Source organism: Jiangella asiatica (assembly GCF_004349065.1).
GTDB classification, from domain to species: domain Bacteria; phylum Actinomycetota; class Actinomycetes; order Jiangellales; family Jiangellaceae; genus Jiangella; species Jiangella asiatica.
Genome location: NZ_SMKZ01000042.1, coordinates 37,338 through 59,995, shown reverse-complemented (window position 1 = coordinate 59,995; position 22,658 = coordinate 37,338). Strand labels below are relative to the sequence as shown.

Annotated in this window: 20 protein-coding genes; 6 read left to right on the top strand and 14 right to left on the bottom strand. The window is 71.4% G+C overall.

The window, feature by feature from the left end; translation table 11 throughout:
• Positions 1-44: 44 nt before the first annotated feature.
• The 7 genes from E1269_RS23525 to E1269_RS23495 form a co-directional block, all read right to left on the bottom strand.
• Positions 45-1,541, bottom strand: coding sequence for a glucoamylase family protein (locus tag E1269_RS23525; RefSeq protein WP_131899142.1), 1,497 nt, complete (start codon positions 1,539-1,541; stop codon positions 45-47).
• 26 nt (positions 1,542-1,567) lie between these two features.
• Entirely contained in the window at positions 1,568-5,911 is a 4,344-nt protein-coding gene (locus E1269_RS23520; RefSeq protein ID WP_131899140.1) for a ThuA domain-containing protein, read from the bottom strand.
• 255 nt (positions 5,912-6,166) lie between these two features.
• Complete coding sequence (gene dusB / locus E1269_RS23515) at positions 6,167-7,309, bottom strand: tRNA dihydrouridine synthase DusB (RefSeq protein WP_131899138.1); 1,143 nt, start codon at positions 7,307-7,309, stop codon at positions 6,167-6,169.
• 32 nt (positions 7,310-7,341) lie between these two features.
• Positions 7,342-8,727 carry a hypothetical protein gene (locus E1269_RS23510; RefSeq protein ID WP_131899136.1) on the bottom strand — a complete coding sequence of 462 codons (1,386 nt, stop codon included), beginning with the start codon at positions 8,725-8,727 and terminating at the stop codon, positions 7,342-7,344.
• Between the two features lie 94 nt (positions 8,728-8,821).
• Complete coding sequence (locus tag E1269_RS23505; RefSeq protein ID WP_131899134.1) at positions 8,822-10,198, bottom strand: glycine--tRNA ligase; 1,377 nt, start codon at positions 10,196-10,198, stop codon at positions 8,822-8,824.
• Between the two features lie 115 nt (positions 10,199-10,313).
• On the bottom strand, positions 10,314-11,552 hold the full coding sequence (locus tag E1269_RS23500; protein ID WP_131899132.1) for a YibE/F family protein: 1,239 nt from the start codon (positions 11,550-11,552) through the stop codon (positions 10,314-10,316).
• On the bottom strand, positions 11,549-12,019 hold the full coding sequence (locus tag E1269_RS23495; RefSeq protein ID WP_203434007.1) for an antibiotic biosynthesis monooxygenase family protein: 471 nt from the start codon (positions 12,017-12,019) through the stop codon (positions 11,549-11,551). Before E1269_RS23495 ends, E1269_RS23500 begins: the two co-directional genes overlap by 4 nt.
• A 110-nt stretch (positions 12,020-12,129) precedes the next feature.
• Here E1269_RS23495 and E1269_RS23490 point away from each other — a divergent pair, with 110 nt between their 5' ends.
• Positions 12,130-12,540, top strand: a complete 411-nt coding sequence (locus tag E1269_RS23490) for a DUF6703 family protein (protein WP_162606592.1) — start codon at positions 12,130-12,132, stop codon at positions 12,538-12,540.
• A 135-nt stretch (positions 12,541-12,675) separates the two neighbouring features.
• Here the strand turns inward: E1269_RS23490 and E1269_RS23485 are convergent, their stop codons facing one another.
• Positions 12,676-13,089 carry a Fur family transcriptional regulator gene (locus E1269_RS23485; RefSeq protein ID WP_131899126.1) on the bottom strand — a complete coding sequence of 138 codons (414 nt, stop codon included), beginning with the start codon at positions 13,087-13,089 and terminating at the stop codon, positions 12,676-12,678.
• Positions 13,090-13,389: 300 nt separating this feature from the next.
• Here E1269_RS23485 and E1269_RS23480 point away from each other — a divergent pair, with 300 nt between their 5' ends.
• The 5 genes from E1269_RS23480 to E1269_RS23460 all read left to right on the top strand — a co-directional run bounded on the left by E1269_RS23480 (position 13,390) and on the right by E1269_RS23460 (position 18,144).
• Positions 13,390-14,382 (top strand): metal ABC transporter substrate-binding protein, encoded by a 993-nt coding sequence (locus tag E1269_RS23480; RefSeq protein WP_131899124.1) that lies wholly within the window; start codon positions 13,390-13,392, stop codon positions 14,380-14,382.
• Between the two features lie 13 nt (positions 14,383-14,395).
• Positions 14,396-15,148, top strand: coding sequence for a metal ABC transporter ATP-binding protein (locus E1269_RS23475; protein WP_131899122.1), 753 nt, complete (start codon positions 14,396-14,398; stop codon positions 15,146-15,148).
• Positions 15,145-16,134, top strand: coding sequence for a metal ABC transporter permease (locus E1269_RS23470; RefSeq protein ID WP_131899120.1), 990 nt, complete (start codon positions 15,145-15,147; stop codon positions 16,132-16,134). The genes E1269_RS23475 and E1269_RS23470 overlap by 4 nt, the downstream gene beginning before the upstream one ends.
• A 148-nt stretch (positions 16,135-16,282) precedes the next feature.
• On the top strand, positions 16,283-17,524 hold the full coding sequence (locus E1269_RS23465) for an RNA polymerase sigma factor (protein WP_131899118.1): 1,242 nt from the start codon (positions 16,283-16,285) through the stop codon (positions 17,522-17,524).
• Positions 17,525-17,685: 161 nt separating this feature from the next.
• Positions 17,686-18,144, top strand: coding sequence for a MarR family winged helix-turn-helix transcriptional regulator (locus E1269_RS23460; RefSeq protein ID WP_131899116.1), 459 nt, complete (start codon positions 17,686-17,688; stop codon positions 18,142-18,144).
• A 193-nt stretch (positions 18,145-18,337) separates the two neighbouring features.
• On the opposite strand, the gene E1269_RS23455 is transcribed toward E1269_RS23460, so the two are convergent.
• From E1269_RS23455 to dacB, 6 genes are all read right to left on the bottom strand, one after another.
• Positions 18,338-19,123 (bottom strand): isoprenyl transferase, encoded by a 786-nt coding sequence (locus tag E1269_RS23455; protein WP_131899114.1) that lies wholly within the window; start codon positions 19,121-19,123, stop codon positions 18,338-18,340.
• A gap of 37 nt (positions 19,124-19,160) precedes the next feature.
• Positions 19,161-19,889 (bottom strand): DNA repair protein RecO, encoded by a 729-nt coding sequence (recO, locus tag E1269_RS23450; RefSeq protein WP_131899112.1) that lies wholly within the window; start codon positions 19,887-19,889, stop codon positions 19,161-19,163.
• A gap of 133 nt (positions 19,890-20,022) precedes the next feature.
• Complete coding sequence (locus E1269_RS33910) at positions 20,023-20,145, bottom strand: hypothetical protein (RefSeq protein WP_275264627.1); 123 nt, start codon at positions 20,143-20,145, stop codon at positions 20,023-20,025.
• Between the two features lie 63 nt (positions 20,146-20,208).
• Complete coding sequence (locus tag E1269_RS23445) at positions 20,209-20,640, bottom strand: type II toxin-antitoxin system VapC family toxin (RefSeq protein ID WP_203434006.1); 432 nt, start codon at positions 20,638-20,640, stop codon at positions 20,209-20,211.
• Positions 20,637-20,903 carry a type II toxin-antitoxin system Phd/YefM family antitoxin gene (locus E1269_RS23440; protein ID WP_203434005.1) on the bottom strand — a complete coding sequence of 89 codons (267 nt, stop codon included), beginning with the start codon at positions 20,901-20,903 and terminating at the stop codon, positions 20,637-20,639. The genes E1269_RS23445 and E1269_RS23440 overlap by 4 nt, the downstream gene beginning before the upstream one ends.
• A gap of 55 nt (positions 20,904-20,958) precedes the next feature.
• Positions 20,959-22,548, bottom strand: coding sequence for a D-alanyl-D-alanine carboxypeptidase/D-alanyl-D-alanine endopeptidase (gene dacB / locus E1269_RS23435; protein WP_131899108.1), 1,590 nt, complete (start codon positions 22,546-22,548; stop codon positions 20,959-20,961).
• Positions 22,549-22,658: the final 110 nt, after the last annotated feature.

Below are 22,658 nucleotides of genomic sequence, written 5' to 3'. Positions count from 1 at the left end.
CCCCTGGCCCCCCGCTACTCACGGCCCCTCGCCCGACAGCCGGGTCAGCGGAAGTTGGTGAACTGCTCCATCGACATCACCGGCCGGACCCGGTTGGTGAGCTGCGGCGTGACGAAGGCCTCGCGCAGCAGGTCGTCGGCCAGGGCGTTGCCGATCGCTGCCATGATCATCCCCTGGTCGAGCGACAGGTAGTACTCGTCGACGACGCCGGTGTCGACGTTGACGGTGTCGCGGAATCCCCATTCGGTGTAGATCTCGAAGTCGCGCTCGAGGTTGGCGAGGTTCTCCATCGCCTCCTCAGGGGCGTACCGCAGCGCCAGGAACGACGCGTGCGGGGTGACGATGCCGTTGGTGTACTCCTCGGGACCGGGCAGCGGCTGCGCCGGACGGTCGCATCCTTCGAAGCCCGGGTCCACCTGCGTGGTGTCGTTGTTGGACGGGTAGCCCAGCGGGTCCATCCCGATCAGGGGCACGCCGTAGACGCGGTAGCCGCCCTCGGTGTCGTTGGCCGGGGAGAAGCCCCAGTACCCGTACTGCGCCTCCTCCAGGCCGTGCTCGATGTGCGCCTGGACGTAGTTCGGGTGGTTGACCGCCCAGCTGCGCCGTCCCCAGCCCTCTTCGGGCACGAACAATGTCGGCATCAGGGCCTCGAACATGCTGCCGCCCCAGGACGGCACGACCTCCATGCCGCGGTAGGGGTACGCGCCCTCCCACACGTCCTGGCGCAGGTAGTTGCGCCACTCCCCGACCGGCTTCTGCTGCTGCCAGTCCCAGTCGCAGGTGTCGGGGAAGCTGCGCCAGGTGCCGAAGTAGTGCTCGCGCGGGATCTCGCCCTTGGCGATGCCGATGTAGCTGGCGATCCGGCTCTCACTGACCAGAGTGTCGTAGCAGCACGGTGCGGCACCGGTGCTTGGCGCGTAGTGGAACAGGATTCGGTTGACCTCGGGCCGGTAGTAGAACCCGAAGTCCATGCTGTCGAAGATCTCTCCGGCCCGGTCGGCCAGCTCCGGCACTGACGCCCGCACCACCTGCAGCGCCGTCGCCAGCCAGCCGTTGTCCACCGACGACAGGTGCGGGACGATCGGCTCGCCGGTGTCCGGCCAGGTGGTGATCACCTCGCCGGTGTGGTGGTCGTACCAGTTGAAGTACTGGCCGCTCTCCTCGTGCCGCTCCAGCCCTTCAAGCGTGGTGACGGTGACGGAGAGCCGCTCGACCAGCTCCTCGCGGTCGATGATGCCGAGCTCCTCGGCGACGACGGCGCTCCACATGTAAGCGCCGATGTTCGTCGTCGACGTCTGCACGCTGGTCGTGCCGTCGGCGCGCAGCTTGTCCGCGGGCATGCCGCTGGCCTCGTCGGTCATCGCGGCGAACGACGCCCAGGTGCCTTCGGCGTAGCGGTACAGCGTGTCCTCGGCGGCGTCGTGGTCGACCGACGACGGCGACGGCGCGGCGGCCTGCGTGGGCAGCGCCGCCCCCGCCACCAGGGCCGACACGGTGACCACCGCCGCGGTGACACCGGATCGGCGTAGGAGTGATCGCATGGGTCTTCCTTCCTCCAGGTACTCGGTCACGACGCCGCCCGGCCGCTGCGCGCGCTGCGGCCGGCGGCGGCGACGATGGCGTCGCGCTCCGCGCTGGTGAGCACCCGGTCGTGCACCAAGTGCTGGGTGACGCTGCGGACGTGCACCATGAAGCGGCCCTGGCTCGACCACTCGCGCTCGTCCTCGATGAGGTCCTCGACGGTGCATCCGTCCGCGCGCTCGTGGTTCTCGACGCCGGAGTCGACGTCCCGGACGACCACGGTCGGGCTCTCGTCGGAGTCCGGACACGCGTCCGGCGGCTGCGAGCTCAGCACGTGGAAGTAGTCGAAGGCGACCGTGGTCGACTGCGTCTGCTCCTGGCCGAAGGCGTACAGGCCCACGTCGGCGGCGCCGAGCCGGGTGTTCTCGATCGCGCCGACCTCCTCGAACGTGACGCCGTCGGCGCTGTAGTAGCCGGTGTAGGTCGTGCCCGTCTTCTCCAGCCGAAGCCACCAGGTGGTGACGTCGTCGGGCAGCTCCACTTCGGGGAACGCCGGTTGGAAGATGTCGTCGATCTCGTGCCGCATCTCGATCTTCCGGACGCACGGCTGCCCCGGCGGTGAGGTGCCGACGTAGTCGAGCTTGAGGAAGGTCGCATCGCTGTCGTAGACGAGGATGCCGCCCTGCTGCCACTGCTCACAGACCGGGCCGGTCACCTTCGTCTCGACCACCCAGTCGCCGTCCGGCATGGACTGCAGCATCAGGTTGGGCGCGTTGTTGTGCTGGTCGAACAGGTTCGTCGGAGTGGTGTCGATCTTCAGCTGGCCGCCCTCGACGCGGAACCGGTTGAGGTCCGGCCGCACGACCTGGTCCCAGCGGCAGCCGTCCAGCCGGTCGCCGTCGAACTCGTCGTCCGGCGGCGGGTCGCTGCCCGGGTCGGCGCACTCGATCGGCGGCGACGGCTCCGGGATCGCCTCGACCCGGACGAAGTCCTCCGCGGCCGCGCCGGACCCGTCGGTGACCGTGACCGTCGGCGTGTACACCCCGGACAGCTCGTAGGTGTGCGTGACCTGCGCGCCGGTAGCCGTGCTGCCGTCGCCGAGGTCCCAGGTGTAGGTGAGCTCCTGACCCTCCGGGTCGCTGGCCTCGGCGGTCAGCGTCACCTGCAGCGGCAGCTCGCCGGACTCCGGCGTCGCCGTCACCGACAGCATCTCCGGACGGGCGTCCAACGACACGCCCTTGCCCCGGAACTTCAGGTAGTTGAGGTTGAACAGCCCGGTGGCGCCCGGCTCGTGCCGGAACACGAAGAACAGCTCGTGGGTGCCGCCGGGGTCCTCGACCGGGACGGTGACGTCGGCCCATCGCTGCCAGCCGCCGGTGGGCTCGAGGAAGCCGCTCTCGGCGACGAGCGGCCCGTCGGGCGCGCCGGTGCGGATCTCGATGCGACCACCCTGGCCGCCACTGGCGTAGCGGAAGGTGATCGCGTCGATGTTCGCCAGGTTCATCGTCTCGTAGGAGATGTAGTCGCCGTCGTCGATGAACCCGATGTTCTGGCGGCCGCCCTTCGGGTCACTGGTGGCCTCCAGCTGGATGCCGCTCTGCGTCGAGAAGTGTTCGGCCTCTTTCAGCTTCGGGTGCAGGACGTGCACGTCGCGGCCGGTGAGTGCGCCGACGCCGTCGCCGCCCTGGTCGGTGTAGCGCCCTTCCAGCACCCAGAACAGGTCCTCGCCCGCCGGGTGGCCGTCGTCGGTCCTGGTCTGGACGACGCCCTCGCAGCCGGGCAGCACCTCGACGGGGTGCGCGTGGCCGGCGTGACCGAACAGCACGCCGAGCTCGACACCGTCGCAGGAGATCGACCCGGATCCGGCCGAGGCACTCTCCTCCGGTGAGGCCGCGGTCGACGTCGTGGTGCCGTCCTCGACGTCGGTGACGCCGATCTCGTACGCGACCTCGTCGCCGAAGTCGAAGAACCCGCCCTCGGCCGGTGGGTCGAGCCTCACCTCCGGCGCGGTGTTGCCGGCGGTGATCTGGACCGTCCGCGACCGGGTGCTGCCGTCCTCCGCGGTCACCGTCAGCCGTGCCGAGTACTGGCCGGCGACGGTGTACGTGTGCGCCGGGTTCGCCTCGGTCGACTCCACGCCGTCGCCGAACGCCCAGTGGAACGTGACCGGGAGCCCGGCGGGATGGCCGGAACCCTCGCTGCTGAACTGGACGGTGAGCGGCAGCGCACCGGATGTCGGGTCCGCGCCGGCCTCCGCGGTCGGCCGGCTGCCGCCGCCGGTGTACTCGATGCGGTACACGCCGGAGTCGGCGTTCTCGCCGCCGAAGCCGGTGCCCCACTCGATGAGGTACAGCGCACCGTCAGGCCCGAACGTCATGTCCATCGGGCGCAGGAAGTCCATCGTCGACAGCAGCGGGTTGATGTCGTGGACGGCGCCGTCGTCGAGCCGGAACTCCCACACGTCGTTGTCGAAGGGCCGGAGGTACCCGTCGTCGGTGTTGGTCCACTCGTAGAACAGGGCGGCGCCGTCGTAGTAGACCGGCCACTTGACGTCGGAGTCCAGCGTCTCGTCGTATCGGTAGACGGGACCGGCCATGGCGCCGCCGCCGGTGCCGAGCTCCGGCGCGTTCGTGCCGGTCTCGGAGCGGCCGTAGTAGATGTCCGGTGCTTGTACCGGCGGCAGCTCGGTGAGGCCGGTGTTGTTCGGCGAGTCGTTGACGGGGTGGGCGCAGTCGAAGGGTGGGCCAGACGTCTGGGTCGCGAAGTCCCAGTCGCGGAACGGGCCCGCGCCGTGGCAGTACGGCCAGCCGTAGTTGCCCGCCGAGGTGATGCGGTTCCACTCCACCTGGCCCTCGGTGCCCCGCTCCGGGTCGGCCTGCGGCGCGTCCGGGCCGTAGTCGCCGACCACCAGCGCGCCGGTCGCGGCGTCCACCTCGATCCGAAACGGGTTGCGGAACCCCATCGCGTAGATCTCCGGCAGGGTCTGGGCCGTGCCGGGCGCGAACAGGTTGCCGTCGGGCACGGTGTAGGAGCCGTCGGGCTCGGGGCGGATGCGCAGCACCTTGCCACGCAGGTCGTTCGTGTTGGACGAACTGCGCTGCGCGTCGAACGAGGTGCGGCCGGGCCGCTCGTCGATCGGGGCGTAGCCGTCGGACTCGAATGGGTTGGTGTCGTCGCCGGTGGCCAGGAACAGGTTGCCGGCCGCGTCGAACGCCAGCGACCCGCCCGCGTGCCCGGACTCCTCGCGGTCGACCGGGACCTCGAGCAGCTGCACCTCGGTGGCCGGGTCGAGGTTGGTGCCCTCGAGGGTGAACCTCGACAGTCGCTGCTCCGCCTCGGTTCCGTCCGGCGAGTAGTAGAGGTAGATCCAGCCGTTGGTGACGAAGTCCGGGTCCAGCGCGATGCCGAGCAGGCCGTCCTCGCGCTGCGTGTAGACATCCAGGGCGCCGACGACGGTGGTCTGGCTCGTCACCGGGTCGATCATCCGGACCTCTCCGGCCCGCTCGATGTAGAACACCCGGCCGTCGGCGGCCACGTCCAGCTCCATCGGGTTGGACGTGCCGGTGTCGAGCGGGACCTTGTCGAAGCTGTCCCACGACGTGCCGCCGCAGTCGGCCGGCGTCACGCCGGCCGCGGTCTCGATGCCGCCCAGCAGGTGCTGCAAGAACGCCGGCTCGGCGTAGCTTTCCACGGTGTGGCCGCCGGCGGTGTACCAGGAGCGGCCACCGTCGTACAGCTGGCACCACGCGATCGGGTGGTCCAGCCCCATCGGGTTCGCCTCGGGGTCGTACGTGCTCTCGTCCAGGCTGGCGAGCACATGGACATTGCCGCGCGGGTTGGTGCGGAAGCTGTACCACTCGTCGAACCGCGCCCACTCCGGGTCCAGATGCTGGGTTGACGCGTGAGTGCGGTCGGCGACGTGGATCGTGGCGTCCTGGTTGCGCGGGTGGCCCTGGAAGTAGGCGCCGACCAGCTCGCCGTACCACGGCCAGTCGTACTCGGTGTCCGACGCCGAGTGCACGCCGGCATAGCCGCCGCCGGCCTGGATGTAGCGCTCGAACGCCGCCTGCTGCTCGTCGTTCAGCACGTCGCCGGTGGTCATCAGCCAGATGACGACGTCGTACTGTGCCAGGTTCTCGTCGGTGAACGCGGCGGCGTCCTCGGTGACGTCGACGGTGAAGTCGTGCTCGGTGGCCAGCTGCTGGACGGCGGCTGTCGCGGCTGGGATGGAGTCGTGCCGGAAGGCGGCGGTCTTGGAGAAGACGAGGGCGCTGAACCGGCCCGGCTCCTGCTGAGCCTGTGCGGGTGCGGCGACGACGGCCGCCAGCAGGCCGGCGATCAGGCCGACGACGGCCAGCAGCACGGCCGCGGACCGGGGCCGCCCCGGCATGGGACGGTGCCAAGGCCGGTGCGTCCGATGTCGGCGCGATCCGGGATGAGCAGCCATGAGCGGTTCCTCTCCAGTGAGCCCCCGTCTGTTCCCCGTGATCGCGCTCTGCCGTACGTGATTTGTTGGGCCTCCAGCGAAATGTAACCGGTATCAGTAACCGGTTACGTAGAGGTTACGCACCAAATGTCCGCTGTCAAGAGGTCGCCCCGGCCGCCACGCGAGGCGCACCGAGCGCAAGACAGCTTCCGGGAAGGGTCAGCCGCCGGAGATGCCGATCTCGGCGTCGGCGAGGTCGTGGGGGGCGCCGTTGGCGTCGTCGAGCCAGCCGGCTGGTAGTGCCACCGCGCGCGGGCTGCCCTGGCGGCCCCGCGGCGTGCCCAGCTCGGCTACCGGGTAGGGCTGATCCGGGTCGAGCTCGGCGAGCAGCCGGTCCAGCTCGCTCAGCGTGGAGACCATGCCCAGCGACGCCCGTACCTGCTGCCCGGCGACGAAGCCCTTGAGGTACCACGCCATGTGCTTGCGCATGTCGCGCAGGCCGCGTTCCTCGCCCATGAGCTCGGCCAGCAACTCGGCGTGCCGGCGCATCATCGCTGTGACCTCGCCGAGGGTGGGCAGCGGCGGTGGTGTGCGCCCGGCGAAGACCGCCGCGAGGTCGCGGAAGAGCCACGGCCGGCCCAGGCAGCCGCGGCCGATGACGACGCCGTCGGCGCCGGTGTGCTCGAGCATGCGCGCGGCGTCGGCGGCCTCCCAGATGTCGCCGTTGCCGAGCACGGGGATGCCGACGTGTTCCTTGAGCCGGGCGATGGAACCCCAGTCGGCGGAGCCGGAGTAGTGCTGGGCGGCGGTGCGCCCGTGCAGGGCGATGGCCGCGCAGCCGGCGTCCTCGGCGATGCGCCCGGCATCGAGGTACGTGAGCACGTGGTCGTCGATGCCCTTGCGGGTCTTCATGGTGACCGGGATGCCGAACGGCTCGGCGGCGGTGACGGCCGAGCGCAGGATGCGCTCGAGCAGCCCTCGCTTGTACGGCAGTGCGGCCCCGCCGCCCTTGCGCGTCACCTTCGGGACCGGGCAGCCGAAGTTGAGGTCGACATGGGCGACGCCGTAGTCGCCGGCCAGGACCTTCACGGCCTCGCCGACGTAATAGGGGTCGACGCCGTAGAGCTGGACCGACCGGACCGCCTCGACGTCGGCAAAGACCAGCATGGCCAGCGTCTTCTCGTCGCGCTCGACCACACCGCGGGAGGTGATCATCTCGCAGACGTAGAGGCCGGCGCCCTGCTCGGCGCAGAGCTGGCGGAACGCCGCGTTGGTGACGCCGGCCATCGGGGCCAACACCACTGGCGGGTCGACCTGGAGCGGCCCGAGCCGCAGGGGGGTGACAGTGAGGGTCGCAGTCATGGCACGCCCATTGTCCCCCAACCGGTGAACGTCTACCGGACGGAGAGATCCCATCGCCCACCGAACCCGGTGTCGTGGCTGCCGATCAGGGTCACCAGCGCCGCGGCGACCCGCGGGTCGAACCAGTCCGCGAGGACGTGCAGGCCCTCGGTGTGACCACCGGTGCTGGTCCGGTAGTCCAGGACCGTGCGGTCGTCGATGCGCCAGCGGGTGCGCAGGGGCGCCCGGACCGGGCCGACGCCGTCGAGGCTGAGCAGCGAGACCAGGACGACGACGGGCTGAAACGGCAGCGTGAGGCACCACACCAGCCAGGACACCGGGTGACCCTTGACCCCCACGGCGGTCCCGCGCCCGGCCTGCTGGACGGTCCAGCGTGTCCGGCGTAGCAGGAGGAACCGGCCCGCCCGGCGGGTCACCGTCGCCAGCGTGGTGTCGTCCGGGCCGACGATCTCGTACTCGGCCGTTCCGCGGCGCCGCGCCGACACCGTGCGCACCCGGGCGTACACGTCACGCCGACCGCCGTCGGTCCACAGCACGAGGGCCCTGGTGCCGTCCTTGCTGGCGTCGCGGTAGTCGACTGGCGTGGCGCCGAGCGTGGGCTCGACCTCGACGCCGGCGACGGTGCCGGTGGCCCGCCGGTCGGCCGGCTTGACGGCGTCCGCGCCGCGTATCTGCCACCCGGCGACCTCGGCGGCCTCGGCATCGCCAGCGGCGCGGGACTCGTCGGCCACCGGTGCCGGAACGCGCTGCAGCCAAAGGAAGGTGAGCGGTCCACCGGCCTCCGGCGGGGCGGCGACGACCGGCGATCCCGAGGGTACGGCGGTCCGGCGGCGGAGCCCGCCGTACACGACGGCGGCGGCAGTACCCGCCAGCAGCGCGGCGGAGATGGCCACCTCGGCCGTCGCGTCGGAGTCGTCGGGCGCGTTCTCCAGCCGCGGCGGGAGGAACCCGAGCGGGTCCTCGAAGATCGACACCGCCTGACCCGCGTCGATGTGATCGAAGCAGTTCTGCCGCTGGTCCATCTCGTGCAGCCCGCCGTCCTCCTCGACGACGAAGCACAGCCGGCTCTCCCCCTCCGGCTCGTCGATCTCGAGCACCACCGCGGGGGACGGCTCTCCCAGGGCGCGCATGTACACCTCGTACAGGGCGGGCCCGGTGAACAGGATCGCGGCGAAGCCGAGGACGCAGGCCAGGGTGGCGGGCAGGGCACGCTTCCAGCCGAATCCCACGAGGATTCCCATGCCGGCGATGGTCGTCAGTCCGACGAGGACGCCCAGGATCAGGCCCCACGTCGCGATCTGGCTCAGCATCGCCGCGAGCAGGAGCGCCACGATGATCGCGAGCGTCCACAGCAAGGTGCCGGCCACTCGACCGGCGCGCCCCGCGCGCCGTTCCAGAGCCCCGTCGACCTCCGGCATCACCGCTCCCTCACCGCCCTGGCCGTCGCATGGTCAGACGGTTCGCGGCGCCGATTCGTTTCCGCCGCGGCGGGGTGGTACGCCGGCGGCACGGTCACCAGGGCAGGTGTTCGGCGAGGTACGCCTCGATGCGGTCCAGGCCGATGCGCTCCTGGTGCATGGTGTCGCGGTCGCGGACGGTGACCTCGTCGTCGTCGAGGGTGGCGAAGTCGACGGTGACGCAGTACGGCGTGCCGATCTCGTCCTGCCGGCGGTATCGGCGACCGATGGCGCCGGCGTCGTCGAAGTCCACGTTCCACCGTGCCCGCAGCCTGGTCGCCAGGTCGCGCGCCTTGGGCGACAGCTCGGCATTGCGCGACAGGGGCAGCACGGCGACCTTCACCGGAGCCAGCCGCGGGTCGAACCGCAGCACGGTGCGGGTGTCGACGCCGCCCTTGGTGTTGGGTGCCTCGTCGACGTCGTACGCGTCGAGCAGGAACGCCAGCACCGAGCGGGTGAGCCCGGCGGCCGGCTCGATAACGTACGGGGTCCAGCGCTCGCCCTTCTCCTGCTCGAAGTAGCTGAGGTCGACGCCGGAGTGCTTGGCGTGTGTGGTGAGGTCGAAGTCGGTGCGGTTGGCGACGCCCTCGAGCTCAGCGAAGTCCGAGCTGCCGAAGCCGAAACGGTACTCGATGTCGACGGTGCGCTTGGCGTAGTGGGAGAGCTTCTCCGTCGGGTGCTCGTAGAGCCGCAGGTTGTCCGGGGACAGACCCAGCTCGACATACCAGTCCCAGCGGGCCTGCAGCCAGTACTCGTGCCACTCCTCGTCGGTGCCGGGCTCGACGAAGAACTCCATCTCCATCTGCTCGAACTCGCGGGTGCGGAAGATGAAGTTGCCCGGCGTGATCTCGTTGCGGAACGACTTGCCCACCTGGGCGATGCCGAACGGCGGTTTCTTCCGCGACGAGTTCATGACGTTGAGGACGTTGGCGAAGATGCCCTGCGCGGTCTCCGGGCGCAGGTAGTGCAGGCCGTCCTCGGATTCGACCGGGCCGAGGTGGGTCTTGAGCAGGCCGTTGAACATCCGCGGCTCGGTCCAGGAGTCTTTCGCGCCGCAGGTGGGGCAGGGCACCTCGGCCAGTCCGCCGTCGGCCGGGCTGCCCTTGCGCGCGGCGAACTCCTCCTCGAGCTGGTCGGCGCGGAAGCGGTGGTGGCATGCCTGGCACTCGACCAGCGGGTCGACGAACTCGTCGACGTGGCCGGAGGCGACCCACACCTCGCGCGGCAGGATGACCGCGGAGTCCAGCCCGACGACGTCGTCGCGCTGCTGCACCATGGCCCGCCACCACTGCCGCCGGATGTTCTCCTTCAGCTCCACGCCGAGCGGACCGTAGTCCCACGCCGAGCGCGTACCGCCGTAGATCTCACCCGTCGGGTAGACGAACCCGCGGCGCTTGGCGAGGGACACGATGGCATCGACGGGCGCTGGCACGGGCGATCACTCCTTCGGCGTCTCGGCGGCAGGTCAAGGTTCGAGCCTAGACGACACCGGCGGCGCGCGCGGGCCGCGTGCGGGTCTCGCGTCAGGTCTTCCGGCGGCGACGGGGTCAGCGCGGCGAGGCCGCCCGGGCGGCGCGGCGGCCGGCCGGACGATGTGGACGACCGCGCACCGCGACCACCGCGAGAGCGGTCGTGACCGGCACCGCGGCGATGATCCCCAGCCCGCCGACCAGCGCCCGGACGATCTCCTGCGCGACCGCCTCGGTGGTGATGATGTCGGTGACGCCCTGCCCGGCGACGGAGAACAGCATCAGCAGCGGCAGCGACGCACCGACGTATGCGAGCACCAGCGTGTTCACGGTCGCGGCGACGTGCTCGCGGCCGATGCGCAGTCCAGCGGCCAGCAACGAGCGACGGGACGCCGCCGGGTCCGCGGCCGCCAGCTCCCACACGGCGGCGCTCTGCGTGACCGTGACGTCGTCGAGCACTCCGAGCGCGCCGATGACCAGTCCGGCCAGCAGCAGCCCGCGCACGTCGATCTCGGCGTTGACCGTGCCGAGGTACGCGGCGGCGTCGCCGGACAGCCCGGTGAAGTGCGCCAGCGACGTGAACAGCGCACCCAGCAGCCCGGTCAGCGCCAGGCTGACCAGGGTGCCGATGAGCGCGACCGACGTGCGGATGGACGCACCGTGCGCCAGGTACAGCGTCACGATCATGATCACCGAGGCGCCGACGATCGCCACCAGCAGCGGCGGCCCACCGGTCAGCAGCGCCGGCAGCACGAACACCAGCAGCACCAGCATCGACACGCCCAGCCCGGCGAGGGCGGCCAGACCCTTCCACCCGGACAGGACGACGACGGCGACCGCGAACACGGCGGTGAGCCAAATCAGCGGGAGGTCGCGCTGGAAGTCCAGGACCTCGTAGCGGCTGTCCAACGGCGCGTCCGGGATGGCGCCCAGGACGACCGCGTCGCCGGCCTCGAACTCCGGCGCGCCGACCCCGAACGGCAGCGGCACGACGGTCTCGACGCCCTCGTCGGGTCCGGAGTCGACCCGGACGTCGGCCTCGCGGCACTCGCCTGCGTCCTGCTCGCCGCCGGGCTCGCCCTCCGGTGGAGCCGGAGTCTCGACGACGTCGGCGCACGGGCGGGTCTCGACGATGGTGGCGTCGGTGCGCACGCCCGCCTCGATGCTCGGGGTCTCTCCGGACGGCCACAGCGCGATGAGCCCGACGATGGTCGCCAGCACCAGCGGGATGAGCACGCCGAGCACGAGGTTGCGCACGTGCGGCCCGACCGGCTGTGCTTCGGAGCTGTCGTGGAGGTGGAGGTGGGCGCCCGTCACGGCTCGGGGTTCCTGCCGGCCGAGGTACGTTTTTCCGCCAAGGACGCATCGGAACCGCCGGCCGGCGGGTGGTCGAAGTCGGTGGGGACGATCGGCCCGGCGGCCGAACCGAGCCCGACGGCGTCGGCGTCGGCGGCCCGAACCGCCCCGACGGCACCGCCAGCACCGCCGGCCGGGCCGGGGACCGTCGCGACCAGCTCGAAGGCGGTCGGCTCGTCGATGGCGAGCGACAGGAGCGGCACGGCCTCGAGCTTGGACTCGTACGAGGAGAGTGCGCGCCGGTAGGAGCCGACGTTCTCCCACTCGCTCGTGACCACCCACAGGCCGGGGTCGTCGGCCGCGCGGCCGACGTGGCCGCCGCGCCAGCCGGGCTTCTCGGCCAGCACCTCCAACGCGCGGCGGGCCCGGTCGCGGAACGGCGCCGCGTCCTCGGGCGGTACCCGGTACCGGGTGACGACCAGCATCATGATCCTTTCACGGCGTGCGCTCGGGCTCGACTCTGTGAGAGCCATGGAGCAGTATGTCGGCCATCCACCGTACGATGCTCGGTGACACAGCCCGCCTCGAAGGATCTCCAGTGCCGCAGAACCGCCAGCCGCGCCGCACCCCGAACCGCCGGCCCGCCGCGCCGGGTGCGGGCTCGCGCTCGCCGCGTCCCGGCGCCGGTCGCCGCCCCGGTCCGGCCGGCCCGCCGCAGAAGGCCACCCTGCGCGGGCGCATCGAGGCGGTCAGCTACCCGATTTTGGTGCGCCTCACCGCCGCGCCGAAGTGGGCGCTCGGTCTGGTCACCGGCGGCATCCTGCTGGGCGGCCTGCTGGCGCCGTCGCCCGTCGGCCCGCCGCTGCTGGGCCTGGTCGTGCTGTTCCTGGCGTGGTTGCTCATGCTGGCCTGGCCGCGGCTCACGCCGGGTTCGCGGCTGCTCCGGACGCTGGTGATCCTCGGGCTCGCAGCCCTGGTGGTGTCGCGGGCCACCGGCTGGCTGCCCTAGCGCTGCCGGCTGGCACCGGCTCAGCGCGAGCATGCCGTCACCCGTCGCCGGCCTCGGGCATGGCGACGGTGACCTGACCGGTGACGTCGAGCGTGATGGCGTCGGCGTCCGTCTGGCCGCGAGCTCCCACAGCTCCTACGCCTGCGCGCAGCGTGGACAGGTGCCGAAGATCTCCAGCGTGTGCGAGACGTCGACGAACCCGTGCTTCTCGGCGACCGACGACGCCCACCGCTCGACCGTCGGGCCGGCGATCTCGACCGTCGCGCCACACGAGCGGCACACCAGGTGATGGTGGTGCTCCTCGCGGACGCATCGGCGGTACACGGCCTCGCCGCCGTCGGAGCGCAGGACGTCGACCTTGCCGTCGTCGGCGAGCGTCTGCAGCGTCCGGTACACCGTGGCCAGACCGACGCCGGCGCCGCGGGCACGCAGCGCGGCGTGGAGGTCCTGGGCACTGATGAAGTCAGTGGTGTCGTCGAGCACCTCGTCGACCGCGGCGCGCTGGCGCGTGCGGCGGTGCTCCTTGACCGGCTGATCGCGTACCGACACGTGAGTGGCCCGCCTCCCTGATCGCTCGATGCTGCCAGCCTCCCCGCCCGCGCTCCAGCCTAGTGGAGGGCCCAGGAACCCGGCGGCCAGTCGATTCTCATTACCATCTCAGTGTAGCTGGCGCGACCACTCCGACCACCCTCCCGAACCCCGCCCCGTTGATCTTGGAGTTATGGGCGAATCAGGGCCCGGAATGCCCGATTGATTCCCTCATGGCTCCAAGATCAACGGGGCGGAGCGAGTGGCGCGACGACTCGGGTGTTTTGACAATGGTTGTCACTCTTGATGAGAATGTCTCCCATGAAGACCCGTCGTGCCGCAGTGTCCGCACTGACCACTATCGCCCTGGGCGGCCTGGCCCTCACCGGCTGCGGCTCCGACGACGCCAGCGCGGGCGCCGACGGCCCGACGGTGCTCGCCTCGTTCTACCCGTTGGCCTTCGTCGCCGAGCGCGTGGCCGGTGACGCCGCCAGCGTCGGCAACCTCACCCAGGCCGGCGGCGAGCCGCACGACCTCGAGCTGTCCGCCCGCCAGGTCGGCGAGGTGTCCGACGCCGACCTCATCGTCTACCTGGCCGGGTTCCAGCCCTCCGTCGACGAGGCCGTCGAGCAGAACGCCGACGACCGCGGGCTCGACACCGCCGAGCTCGTCCCGCTGTTGGAGGAAACCGGCGACGAGCACTCCGAGGACGAGCACTCCGGCGAGCACTCCGAGGACGAGCACTCCGACGAGCACTCCGACGAGCACGAGGGCCACGACCACGGCGACCTCGCCGGCGACCCCCACATCTGGCTCGACCCCACCAACCTGGAGCCCATCGCCGAGGCCGTCGCCGACCGGCTGGCCGACCTCGACCCGGACAACGCCGACGTCTTCCACGCCAATGCCGACGACCTCATCGCCGACCTCACAGCCCTCGATGAGGAGTTCGCCGCCGGGCTGGCCCAGTGCGAACGGGCGGTGTTCGTCGTCGCGCACGAGGCGTTCGGCTACCTGGCCGACCGCTACGGGCTCGAGCAGGTCGGCATCTCGGGCATCGACCCGGACGCCGAGCCGTCCCCGGAGCGGCTGGCCGAGGTCCACGACGCCGTCGAGGCCGAAGGCGTCACCACCATCTTCTACGAGCGGCTGGTCAGCCCAGACGTAGCCGAGACCCTCGCAGACGACCTCGGCGTCGAGGCCGCGGTGCTGGACCCGATCGAGGGCCTGACCGACGACACCGCCGACGAGGACTACCTCACCCTGATGCGGGCGAACCTGGCGGCACTGCGGACGGCCAACGGGTGTTCCTGAGTACGGTGGCGTCATGAGATCACCGGTCGTCGACGTGCGCGGCCTGCGTGTGGAGCTCGACGAGCGCCCCGTGCTGCGCGGCATCGACCTGCGCGTGGTCGAGGGCGAGGTCGTGACGCTGCTGGGCGCCAACGGTTCGGGCAAATCAACACTGGTGCGGGCCATCGTCGGTCTGGTCAAGCCAGCGGCGGGCGAGGTCGCGCTCTTCGGCGCGCCGCTGGCGTCCTTCCGAGCGTGGCGGCGCATCGGCTACGTACCCCAACGCGCCACCGCCGCGGCCGGCGTACCGGCCACCGTCCGTGAGGTCGTCGCCGCCGGCCGGCTGGCGCACCGCGGCCTGTTCCGCCCCGCGCGCCGGGCCGATCGCGACGCCGTCGACCACGCCATCGAGCTGGTCGGGCTGTCCGACCACGCCGGGCACAGTGTCGCCACGCTCTCCGGCGGCCAGCAGCAGCGCGTGCTCATCGCGCGAGCCGCGGCCGCCGAGCCGGACCTCCTGGTGCTCGACGAGCCCAACGCCGGCGTCGACCAGCGCAGCCAGGAGGCTTTCGCCCGCGCGCTTCGGACCTTCGTCGCCTCCGGGCGCACGGTGCTGCTGGTGCTGCACGAGATGGGCCCGCTGGCGCCGCTGGTCGACCGCGGCGTCGTCCTCGACAGCGGGCAGGTGGTGCACGACGGGCCACTGCCGGCGCCAGCCATGTCGCTGACCGGCCCCGTCGACCACCACGACCACCACGGCGACGACGAGGCTGGGCTGTTCGGATGAGCTTTCTCGACTACGACTTCATGCAGCGCGCGCTCATCGCCGCCGTGCTGACCGGCCTCGCGGCGCCGGCGGTCGGCACCTACCTGGTGCAGCGGCGGCTGGCGCTGATGGGCGACGGCATCGGGCACGTCGCGCTGACCGGTGTCGCCGTCGGGCTGCTCACCGGCTGGGCGCCGGCCTGGACGTCCGTCGTCGTCGCGGTCGCCGGTGCACTGGCCATCGACGTCGTGCGGGCCCGCGGCAAGGCCTCCGCCGACGTCGCGCTGGCCATGTTGTTCTACGGCGGCATCGCCGGTGGCGTGCTGCTCACCGGGCTCGCCGGCAGTACCGCCGCCACGCTCAACACGTACCTGTTCGGCTCGATCACGACGGTGTCCGGCGGCGACCTGTGGGTGGTCGCGGGCCTGGCCATCGTCGTCCTCGCGCTGGCGGTCGGGCTGGCGCCGCAGCTGTTCGCCGTCTGCCAGGACGAGGAGTTCGCCAAGGTCACCGGGCTGCCGGTCCGCCTGTACAGCGTCCTCATCGCGGTGATGGCGGCGGTGACGGTCTCGGTCGCCATGCGCACGGTCGGGTTGCTCCTGGTCAGTGCGCTCATGGTGGTGCCGGTCGCGACCGCGCAACAGCTCACCCGCAGCTTCCGCACGACGTTCGCCCTCGCGCTGGCGCTGGGCCTGGTGCCGTCGGTGGCCGGCGTGATCTTCTCCTACTACGTCGACGTCGCGCCCGGTGCGAGCATCGTCGTCGCCGCCCTGGCCGGGTTCGTGCTGGCCTGGCCGGCCGGGACGGCACTGCGCAGACGCCGCGGCGCAGCGCCGGCCGACGTCGAGGACCCTCGCGTCACCGGCGCCCACGTGCCCGCCGGCACCCACCCGCACCGGCACGACCCCGAGTGCGGCCACCCCACCGTCGAGCACGGCGACCACACCGACTACCTACACGACGGCCACCTCCACGCCGCGCACGGCCGTCACTACGACGAGCACTGACACCCACCCACCGCCTCCTCGTCGCCCCCCGTTGATCATGGAGTAGACCGTGATCCTTTTTCTGTTGATCACGATCTGCTCCTTGATCAAGGGGGCGGAGAGCTATCGATCGGAGGTGAGAGGTGCCGATGGCGCAGAATGGGTCACCGTGGACGGCATCGAACAACAACTGCGCGAACAGGCACCGCGCGTGCTTGGCGCGCTGGTGCGCCGGTACGGCCACTTCGACGCCGCCGAAGACGCCGTCCAGGACGCCCTGCTTGCCGCCGCGGTCCAGTGGCCGGACCAAGGCGTGCCGAGCAACCCGCGGGCGTGGCTCATCACGGTCGCGTCGAGGCGGCTCACCGACCAGTTGCGCAGCGAGTCCGCGCGGCGCCGGCGGGAGGAGACGGCCGCGGCCCTGACGCCGTCGGACGTGCTCTTCGCCGCGCCGCCGGCCGACGAGGCGCCACCATCGCAGGACGACACGCTGACGCTGCTGTTCATGTGCTGCCATCCCGCGTTGTCGGCGCCGTCACAGGTCTCGCTGACCCTGCGCGCCGTCGGCGGCCTGACGACGGCGCAGATCGCACGCGCGTTCATGGTGCCCGAGGCCACAATGGCGCAGCGCATCAGCCGGGCCAAGCAGAGCATCAAGACCAGCGGGGTCGCGTTCCAGCTGCCGCCGGCAGACGAGCGCGAGAGCCGGCTGCGCGCCGTCCTCCACGTGCTCTACCTGATCTTCAACGAGGGCTACACCGCGACGTCGGGTGCCGACCTGCAGCGGGCGGAGCTCACCGCGGAGGCCATCCGCCTCACCCGGCAGGTCCACAAGCTCCTGGCCGACGACGGCGAGGTCAGCGGCCTCCTGGCGCTGATGCTGCTCACCGACGCGCGCCGGCCGGCCCGCAGCCGCGAGGACGGCACCCTCGTCCCGCTGGCCGAGCAGGACCGCCGCCTGTGGAACGCCGACGCCATCGACGAGGGCGTCGCGCTGATCACCGACGCGCTCACGCACGGCCGGGTCGGCCCCTACCAGTTGCAGGCCGCCATCGCCGCCGTCCACGACGAGGCGAAGCGGGCCGACGACACCGACTGGCCGCAGATCGTCGCGCTGTACGAGCTGCTCGAACGGATCGCGCCCAACCCGATGGTCACCCTGAACCACGCGGTCGCGGTGGCAATGGTGCACGGGCCGCGGGCCGGGCTCGACCTCCTCGTGACGCTGGAGTCCGACAGCCGGCTGGCCGAGCACCACCGGCTGGAGGCGGTGCGGGCGCATCTGCTCGAGATGGCCGGCGACGACGACGCCGCCCGCGCCGCGTACGAGCTGGCCGCCACGCGCACCACGAGCCTGCCCGAGCAGCGCTACCTCCAGGACCGCGCCGCCCGGCTCACCTCGGCGGGCTGACGAGGGCACGTGCACGATTCGCTCGATGGAAGCCCCGATCGGGGGTTGAAATGCGATGATAAGGACGCATTGCACAGTGGCGGTGGGTCGTTCTCAGGTGCGCCGGCGTTCCGGCCGGTAATTTGTGCGTTCAACATGACAGGTTTGCATAGGAGAGCTCGATGAACGCGTCCAGGGCGTCGGAGGAGCGCCACCCGATCGGGTACTGGCTGAAGCTGGTCGACCGCCTGATCGACCAGGGCTTCGACGCCGTCCTGGGCAGCGCCGCCGTCACGCCGCGGCACTGGCAGATCCTCAACCTGCTTGAATCCGGCCCCGCCACCTACGCGCACATCGACGACGAAGCCGCCCTATACCTGGCGCCGCATATGCCGACCGTCCGCCCGGTCGTCGACGACCTCGTCAACCGCGGCTGGGCCACCACCGTCGGCACCGACCGGGTCGCGCTTACCGACACCGGGCTCAAGGCGCTCACCGACATCCAGGCCGCCGTGTCCGCCGACCGCGACCGGGTCACCGAAGGCATCAGCGAGGACGAGTACCGCGTCGCCGTCGACGTCCTCATGCGCATGGCCACCAACCTCGGCTGGCGCGAAGAGCGCGACATGGGCCCCGTGTAAGCCAGTCCCACGCAGCGAGGCCAGCGCCCTCGACGGCCCTCGGCTCCGCCTGGGCAAGCACCGGGGGTGGATGACGGGATAGGTGTGACCAGATCCCAGCCGAGAGCAAGCCCTCGGACCCCAACTTCGGTGGTGAGGTAACGACCGCCCGTCCCGGGGCGCACCCCACGGACCCCCGGACGACGCGACCGCGTCACACCGTCGGGGCTTGCGGGTCCGCTCCCCCGTACCGCCGGTCGCGCCGGGCGTAGATCTCGACCGCGTCCCACAACCGCCGCCGATCGAAGTCCGGCCACAACGTGTCCAGGAAGACCATCTCGGCGTAGGCGGACTGCCACAGCATGAAGTTCGACGTGCGCTGCTCTCCCGACGGCCGGACGAACAGGTCGACGTCCGGCAGGTCAGGGTTGTAGAGGTAGCGCGCGAGAGTTCGCTCGTTCACCCGGTCCGCCCGCAGCCGTCCGGCCGCGACGTCGGCCGCCAGCGCCGCCGCGGCATCGCCCAGCTCGGCCCGTCCGCCGTAGTTGACGCAGAACTGCAGCGTGATGGCGTCGTTGCCGCGGGTGCGCCGCTCGGCATCCTCGAGCTCGGAGATGACGCTCTTCCACAGCCGCGGCCGCCGACCCGCCCAGCGGATGCGCACACCCAGCGCGTCGAGCTCGTCGCGGCGGCGGCGGATGACCGTGCGGTTGAAGCCCATGAGGAAGCGGACCTCCTCCGGCGACCGGCGCCAGTTCTCGGTGGAGAAGGCGTACACCGACAGGTGCCGGATTCCGATCTCGATGGCGCCGTGGATGACGTCGAGCAGCACCGCCTCGCCGGCCTCGTGGCCCTTGGTGCGCGGCAACCCGCGGGCATTGGCCCAGCGCCCGTTGCCGTCCATCACCAGCGCCACGTGCGCCGGCACCAGGTCGCGTGGCACGGGCGGCGGGGTCGCCCCCGACGGATGCGGCGTCGGGGGCGTGTACGTACGCCTCACCGCTCCAGCCTCCCGGTCGCCCGACGTGCCCGACGGCTCACCGCTCCACCAGGCCCAACGACCGCAGCCCTCGCTCCAGGTGCCACTGCAGGAACGCCGCGGTGATGCCGCTGGCCTCGCGCCGGGTGCGCGGCTCGCTGGAGTCGGCGACCGCCCAATCACCGGTGAGCAGCGCCGCCAGCAGCGCGATGGTGTCCGGCGATGGTGCGACCGTCCCGGACGGCCGGCACGACCGGCACACCACGCCGCCGGCCTGCACTGAGAACAGCCGGTGTGGTCCCTCGGCGTCGCAGCGGGCGCAGTCGGCGAAGCTGGGTGCGAACCCGGCGACGGACAGCCCGCGCAACAGGTATGCGTCGAGGACCAGGCCGGGGTCGTGCTCGGCGCCGGCGAGCGTCCGCAGCGCGCCCACCAGCAGCAGGTAGTGCTGGACGGCCGGCTCGCGCTCCTCTGCGGTGAGCCGCTCGGCGGTCTCCAGGATGGCGGTGCCGGTGGTGTAACGGCCGTAGTCGTCGGTGATGCTCATGCCGTACGGCGCGATGGTCTCGGCCTGGGTGACGATGTCGAGCGTGCGGCCGGTGGCGAACTGGGCGTCGACGTGCATGAACGGCTCGAGCCGCGCGCCGAACCGGCTGGTGGTGCGCCGCACCCCCTTGCCGACCGCGCGGATGCGCCCGTTGGCCCTGGTCAGCAGCGTGACGATGCGGTCGGCCTCACCCAGCTTCTGGGTGCGCAGGACCACCCCTTCGTCACGATAGAGAGCCACACAACCTCCACCTGCACCCACGTCGCATCCACCCTAGCCCGTTCCGTCCCTGTTCCGTCGGAGGCCGACCCGGACCGTAACGCGGCGTCGACCACCGTCTCCATGAGCAGCATCAGGGCATTCGGGCAGTGGTTCACGTGCCGCGTTGCCCAGCGTCGACGAGTTCTTCGAGCACGTCTTCGAGGAAGGCGACTCCGACCACTCGGCAGTCGGGCGCGTCCACCACGCGCACCAGGTGTGCGCCCTTGACCCGCATGGCCGCGGGAGAGCCCCGGAGAGACGGCTCGGAGCGGGATCGCGGTGGATGCGGCGCCCGCCCTCAGGCGGCGGCGAGCACCCGGACGTGGCCCTGCGCCCCGTACTCGAGCAGGGCACGGTCAGCCGTGACCAGGGTCGCGTTCACCGTGCACGCGGTCGCGACGATCATGCGGTCGGCCGGGTCGCGGTGCAGCTCACCAGGCAGCCGAGTGCTGGCCACCGCGATCTCGGGGGCCAACGGGACGATGTTCAGTGCCGGATGCGTGGCCACCAGATCGACCCAGGTCCCGACGTCGCGGAACAGCGGCAGGCGGCCCATCTCAGCCAGCATGGACACCTCCCACAGGCTGATGGCGCAGACGTCGGCGCCGTCCTCGTATGACGCGTTCTCGATCACCTGCCGTACTCCGCGGGACAACCGTTCGTCGCCGGCCAGCATCCAGACCAGCACGTGCGTGTCGAGCAGCACGTGCGTACGGCCTTCCGCGATCACCGCAACGCGTCCCACTCGTCGTCGACGGGTGCGACCAGATCGCCGTACTCGCCGACCGTGCCGGCGAGCGCGCCGAACGGCGGCGCCGGCGGATCGACGGGCACCAACCGCGCCACCGGCCGGCCCCGTTTGGTGATGGTGACCGGCCGGCGGGTGGCCGCGACCTCGTCGAGCACCTGTAGGCACACGGCCTTGAACCGACCGGCGCCGATCTCGGCGCCGTCGGGGGCCGGCCCTACCTGCGAGGCAGGCACAATCGTCACGCCACCATGGTCACCGACCATGGTCATATCGTCAAACGCCGGCCCGGCCGGGCTGTCAGCAGGCCTTGGCCCAGGAGCACTCCACATCGTCGGGCAGCTCGACCGCAGGGATCTCCACCTCGACGGTGCGGGCCGCGGCCGCGACGTCCTCGGTGTGCTGGGCCAGCCGGACCGCGATCGCGTCCTCCAGGTCACTGGGTTTGCCGCTGACGTAGTCGTTCAGCATGATCGAGAAGACCAGCCGCCGGCCGTCCGCGTCGTCGACGTAGCCCGACAGCGACGACGCGCCAGTGAGCGAGCCGGTCTTGGCGTGCACGTTGCCGGAGGCCGGAGTGCCCACCATCCGCGAGCGCAGCGTGCCGCCGGTCATCCGGTCCGAGACGCCGGCGATCGGCAGCGCCTCGTACCAGGTGTCGAACCACGGCCGATCCTGGACGGCGACCAGCAGGTCGGCGATCTCCGCGGACGAGATGAGGTTGCGCCGCGACAGCCCGGAGCCGTCCCGGTTGGCGACGGTGGCGGTGTCGACGCCGTAGCCGGGCAGCTGCGAGCGGAGCACGGCGAGCCCGGCCGCCCAGGTGCCGGCGCCGGCCGCCTCGCGACCCATCGCCTTGATCAGGACCTCGGCGTGGCCGTTGTTGCTGAGCTTCATGAACGGCACGAGCAGCTCGCTGAGCGGCATGGATGTGTGCTCGGCGAGCACCCGCGCGTCGTCCGGGGTGGTGCCGCGGACCGGCGCGCCGGTGACGCGCACGCCGTTGGCGGCGAGGGCCTTGGTGAACACGTCGGCGGCGTAGTCGGTGGGTTCCCAGACGCTCGCCCACTCGCCGGTACCGCTGCCCTCTGCGGCGACCGAGCCGCGGACCACGATCCGGTTGCTGCCGTGTTCGCGCTCGACGCTGACGTCGTTGCCGCTGCCGGCCGCGCCGGTGGTGGCCTCGTTGACGATCGTGACGACGTCGGTGTCCGGAGTGACGGTGACGGTGGCCGGTTGACCCGGCGCGGTCCCGGGGTCGACGTTGACGATGACGGTGCCTGCGTCGTAGTCGGTGTCGGGTGCCACGGTCAGCGCGGACACCGGTGCCGCGTAGTAGTACGGCTCGTCGTCCCACGCCCAGTCGTTGCCGAGGCGGACGTCGTCGAACCAGGTGTCGTCGGCGACCACCCGCCCGGAGATGACGCGAACCCCGTCGTCGGCGATCCGGGCCGCGAGCTCGGCGTAGTCGGCGGCGAGCATGGTCGGGTCGCCGGTGCCGCGCAGATGGACGTCGCCGCGCAGGATCGGCCCCGTCTGCCGGCCGGTCGTTGCGACCGTCGTCGTGAAGGTGTAGCCGGGCCCCAGCACGTCCATCGCGACCGCGGAGGTCAGCAGCTTCTCATTCGAGGCCGGCATCAGCCGCTGGTCCGGATCGTGCTCGTACAGCGTCTCGCCGCTCGCCGCGTCCCGGACGACGACGGAGGCCTGCCCCCCGTCCAGCCGTGGGTCGTCCAGGATGCTGTCGAGGTCTGCGGCAAGGTCGCTGACCTCGGCCTCGGGTATGAGCGGAGCGGTCGCGTCCGGTTCCGCGTGCAGCAACGCCGGCGCCCCGGCCAGCAGGGCGCCCGCGGCGAACGGGATGACGAGGTTACGGGTGCGCAGGGCCATGGTCGCTCCTCGGCGTCACACGCGATCGACGATCGACAGTGCGACGACGATGGTCTATACCTCTGCCCCTGTCAAGAGACGTCCGGTTGTGTCACATCCGTTGTCATATC

Coding starts and splice junctions, on each gene's coding strand:
- E1269_RS23525 (WP_131899142.1), bottom strand. CDS start 1,541: ATGCGATCACTCCTACGCCGATCCGGTGTCACCGCGGCGGTGGTCACC.
- E1269_RS23520 (WP_131899140.1), bottom strand. CDS start 5,911: ATGCCGGGGCGGCCCCGGTCCGCGGCCGTGCTGCTGGCCGTCGTCGGC.
- dusB (WP_131899138.1), bottom strand. CDS start 7,309: ATGACTGCGACCCTCACTGTCACCCCCCTGCGGCTCGGGCCGCTCCAG.
- E1269_RS23510 (WP_131899136.1), bottom strand. CDS start 8,727: ATGCCGGAGGTCGACGGGGCTCTGGAACGGCGCGCGGGGCGCGCCGGT.
- E1269_RS23495 (WP_203434007.1), bottom strand. CDS start 12,019: ATGATGCTGGTCGTCACCCGGTACCGGGTACCGCCCGAGGACGCGGCG.
- E1269_RS23480 (WP_131899124.1), top strand. CDS start 13,390: ATGAAGACCCGTCGTGCCGCAGTGTCCGCACTGACCACTATCGCCCTG.
- E1269_RS23475 (WP_131899122.1), top strand. CDS start 14,396: ATGAGATCACCGGTCGTCGACGTGCGCGGCCTGCGTGTGGAGCTCGAC.
- E1269_RS23470 (WP_131899120.1), top strand. CDS start 15,145: ATGAGCTTTCTCGACTACGACTTCATGCAGCGCGCGCTCATCGCCGCC.
- E1269_RS23460 (WP_131899116.1), top strand. CDS start 17,686: ATGAACGCGTCCAGGGCGTCGGAGGAGCGCCACCCGATCGGGTACTGG.
- E1269_RS33910 (WP_275264627.1), bottom strand. CDS start 20,145: ATGCGGGTCAAGGGCGCACACCTGGTGCGCGTGGTGGACGCGCCCGAC.
- dacB (WP_131899108.1), bottom strand. CDS start 22,548: ATGGCCCTGCGCACCCGTAACCTCGTCATCCCGTTCGCCGCGGGCGCC.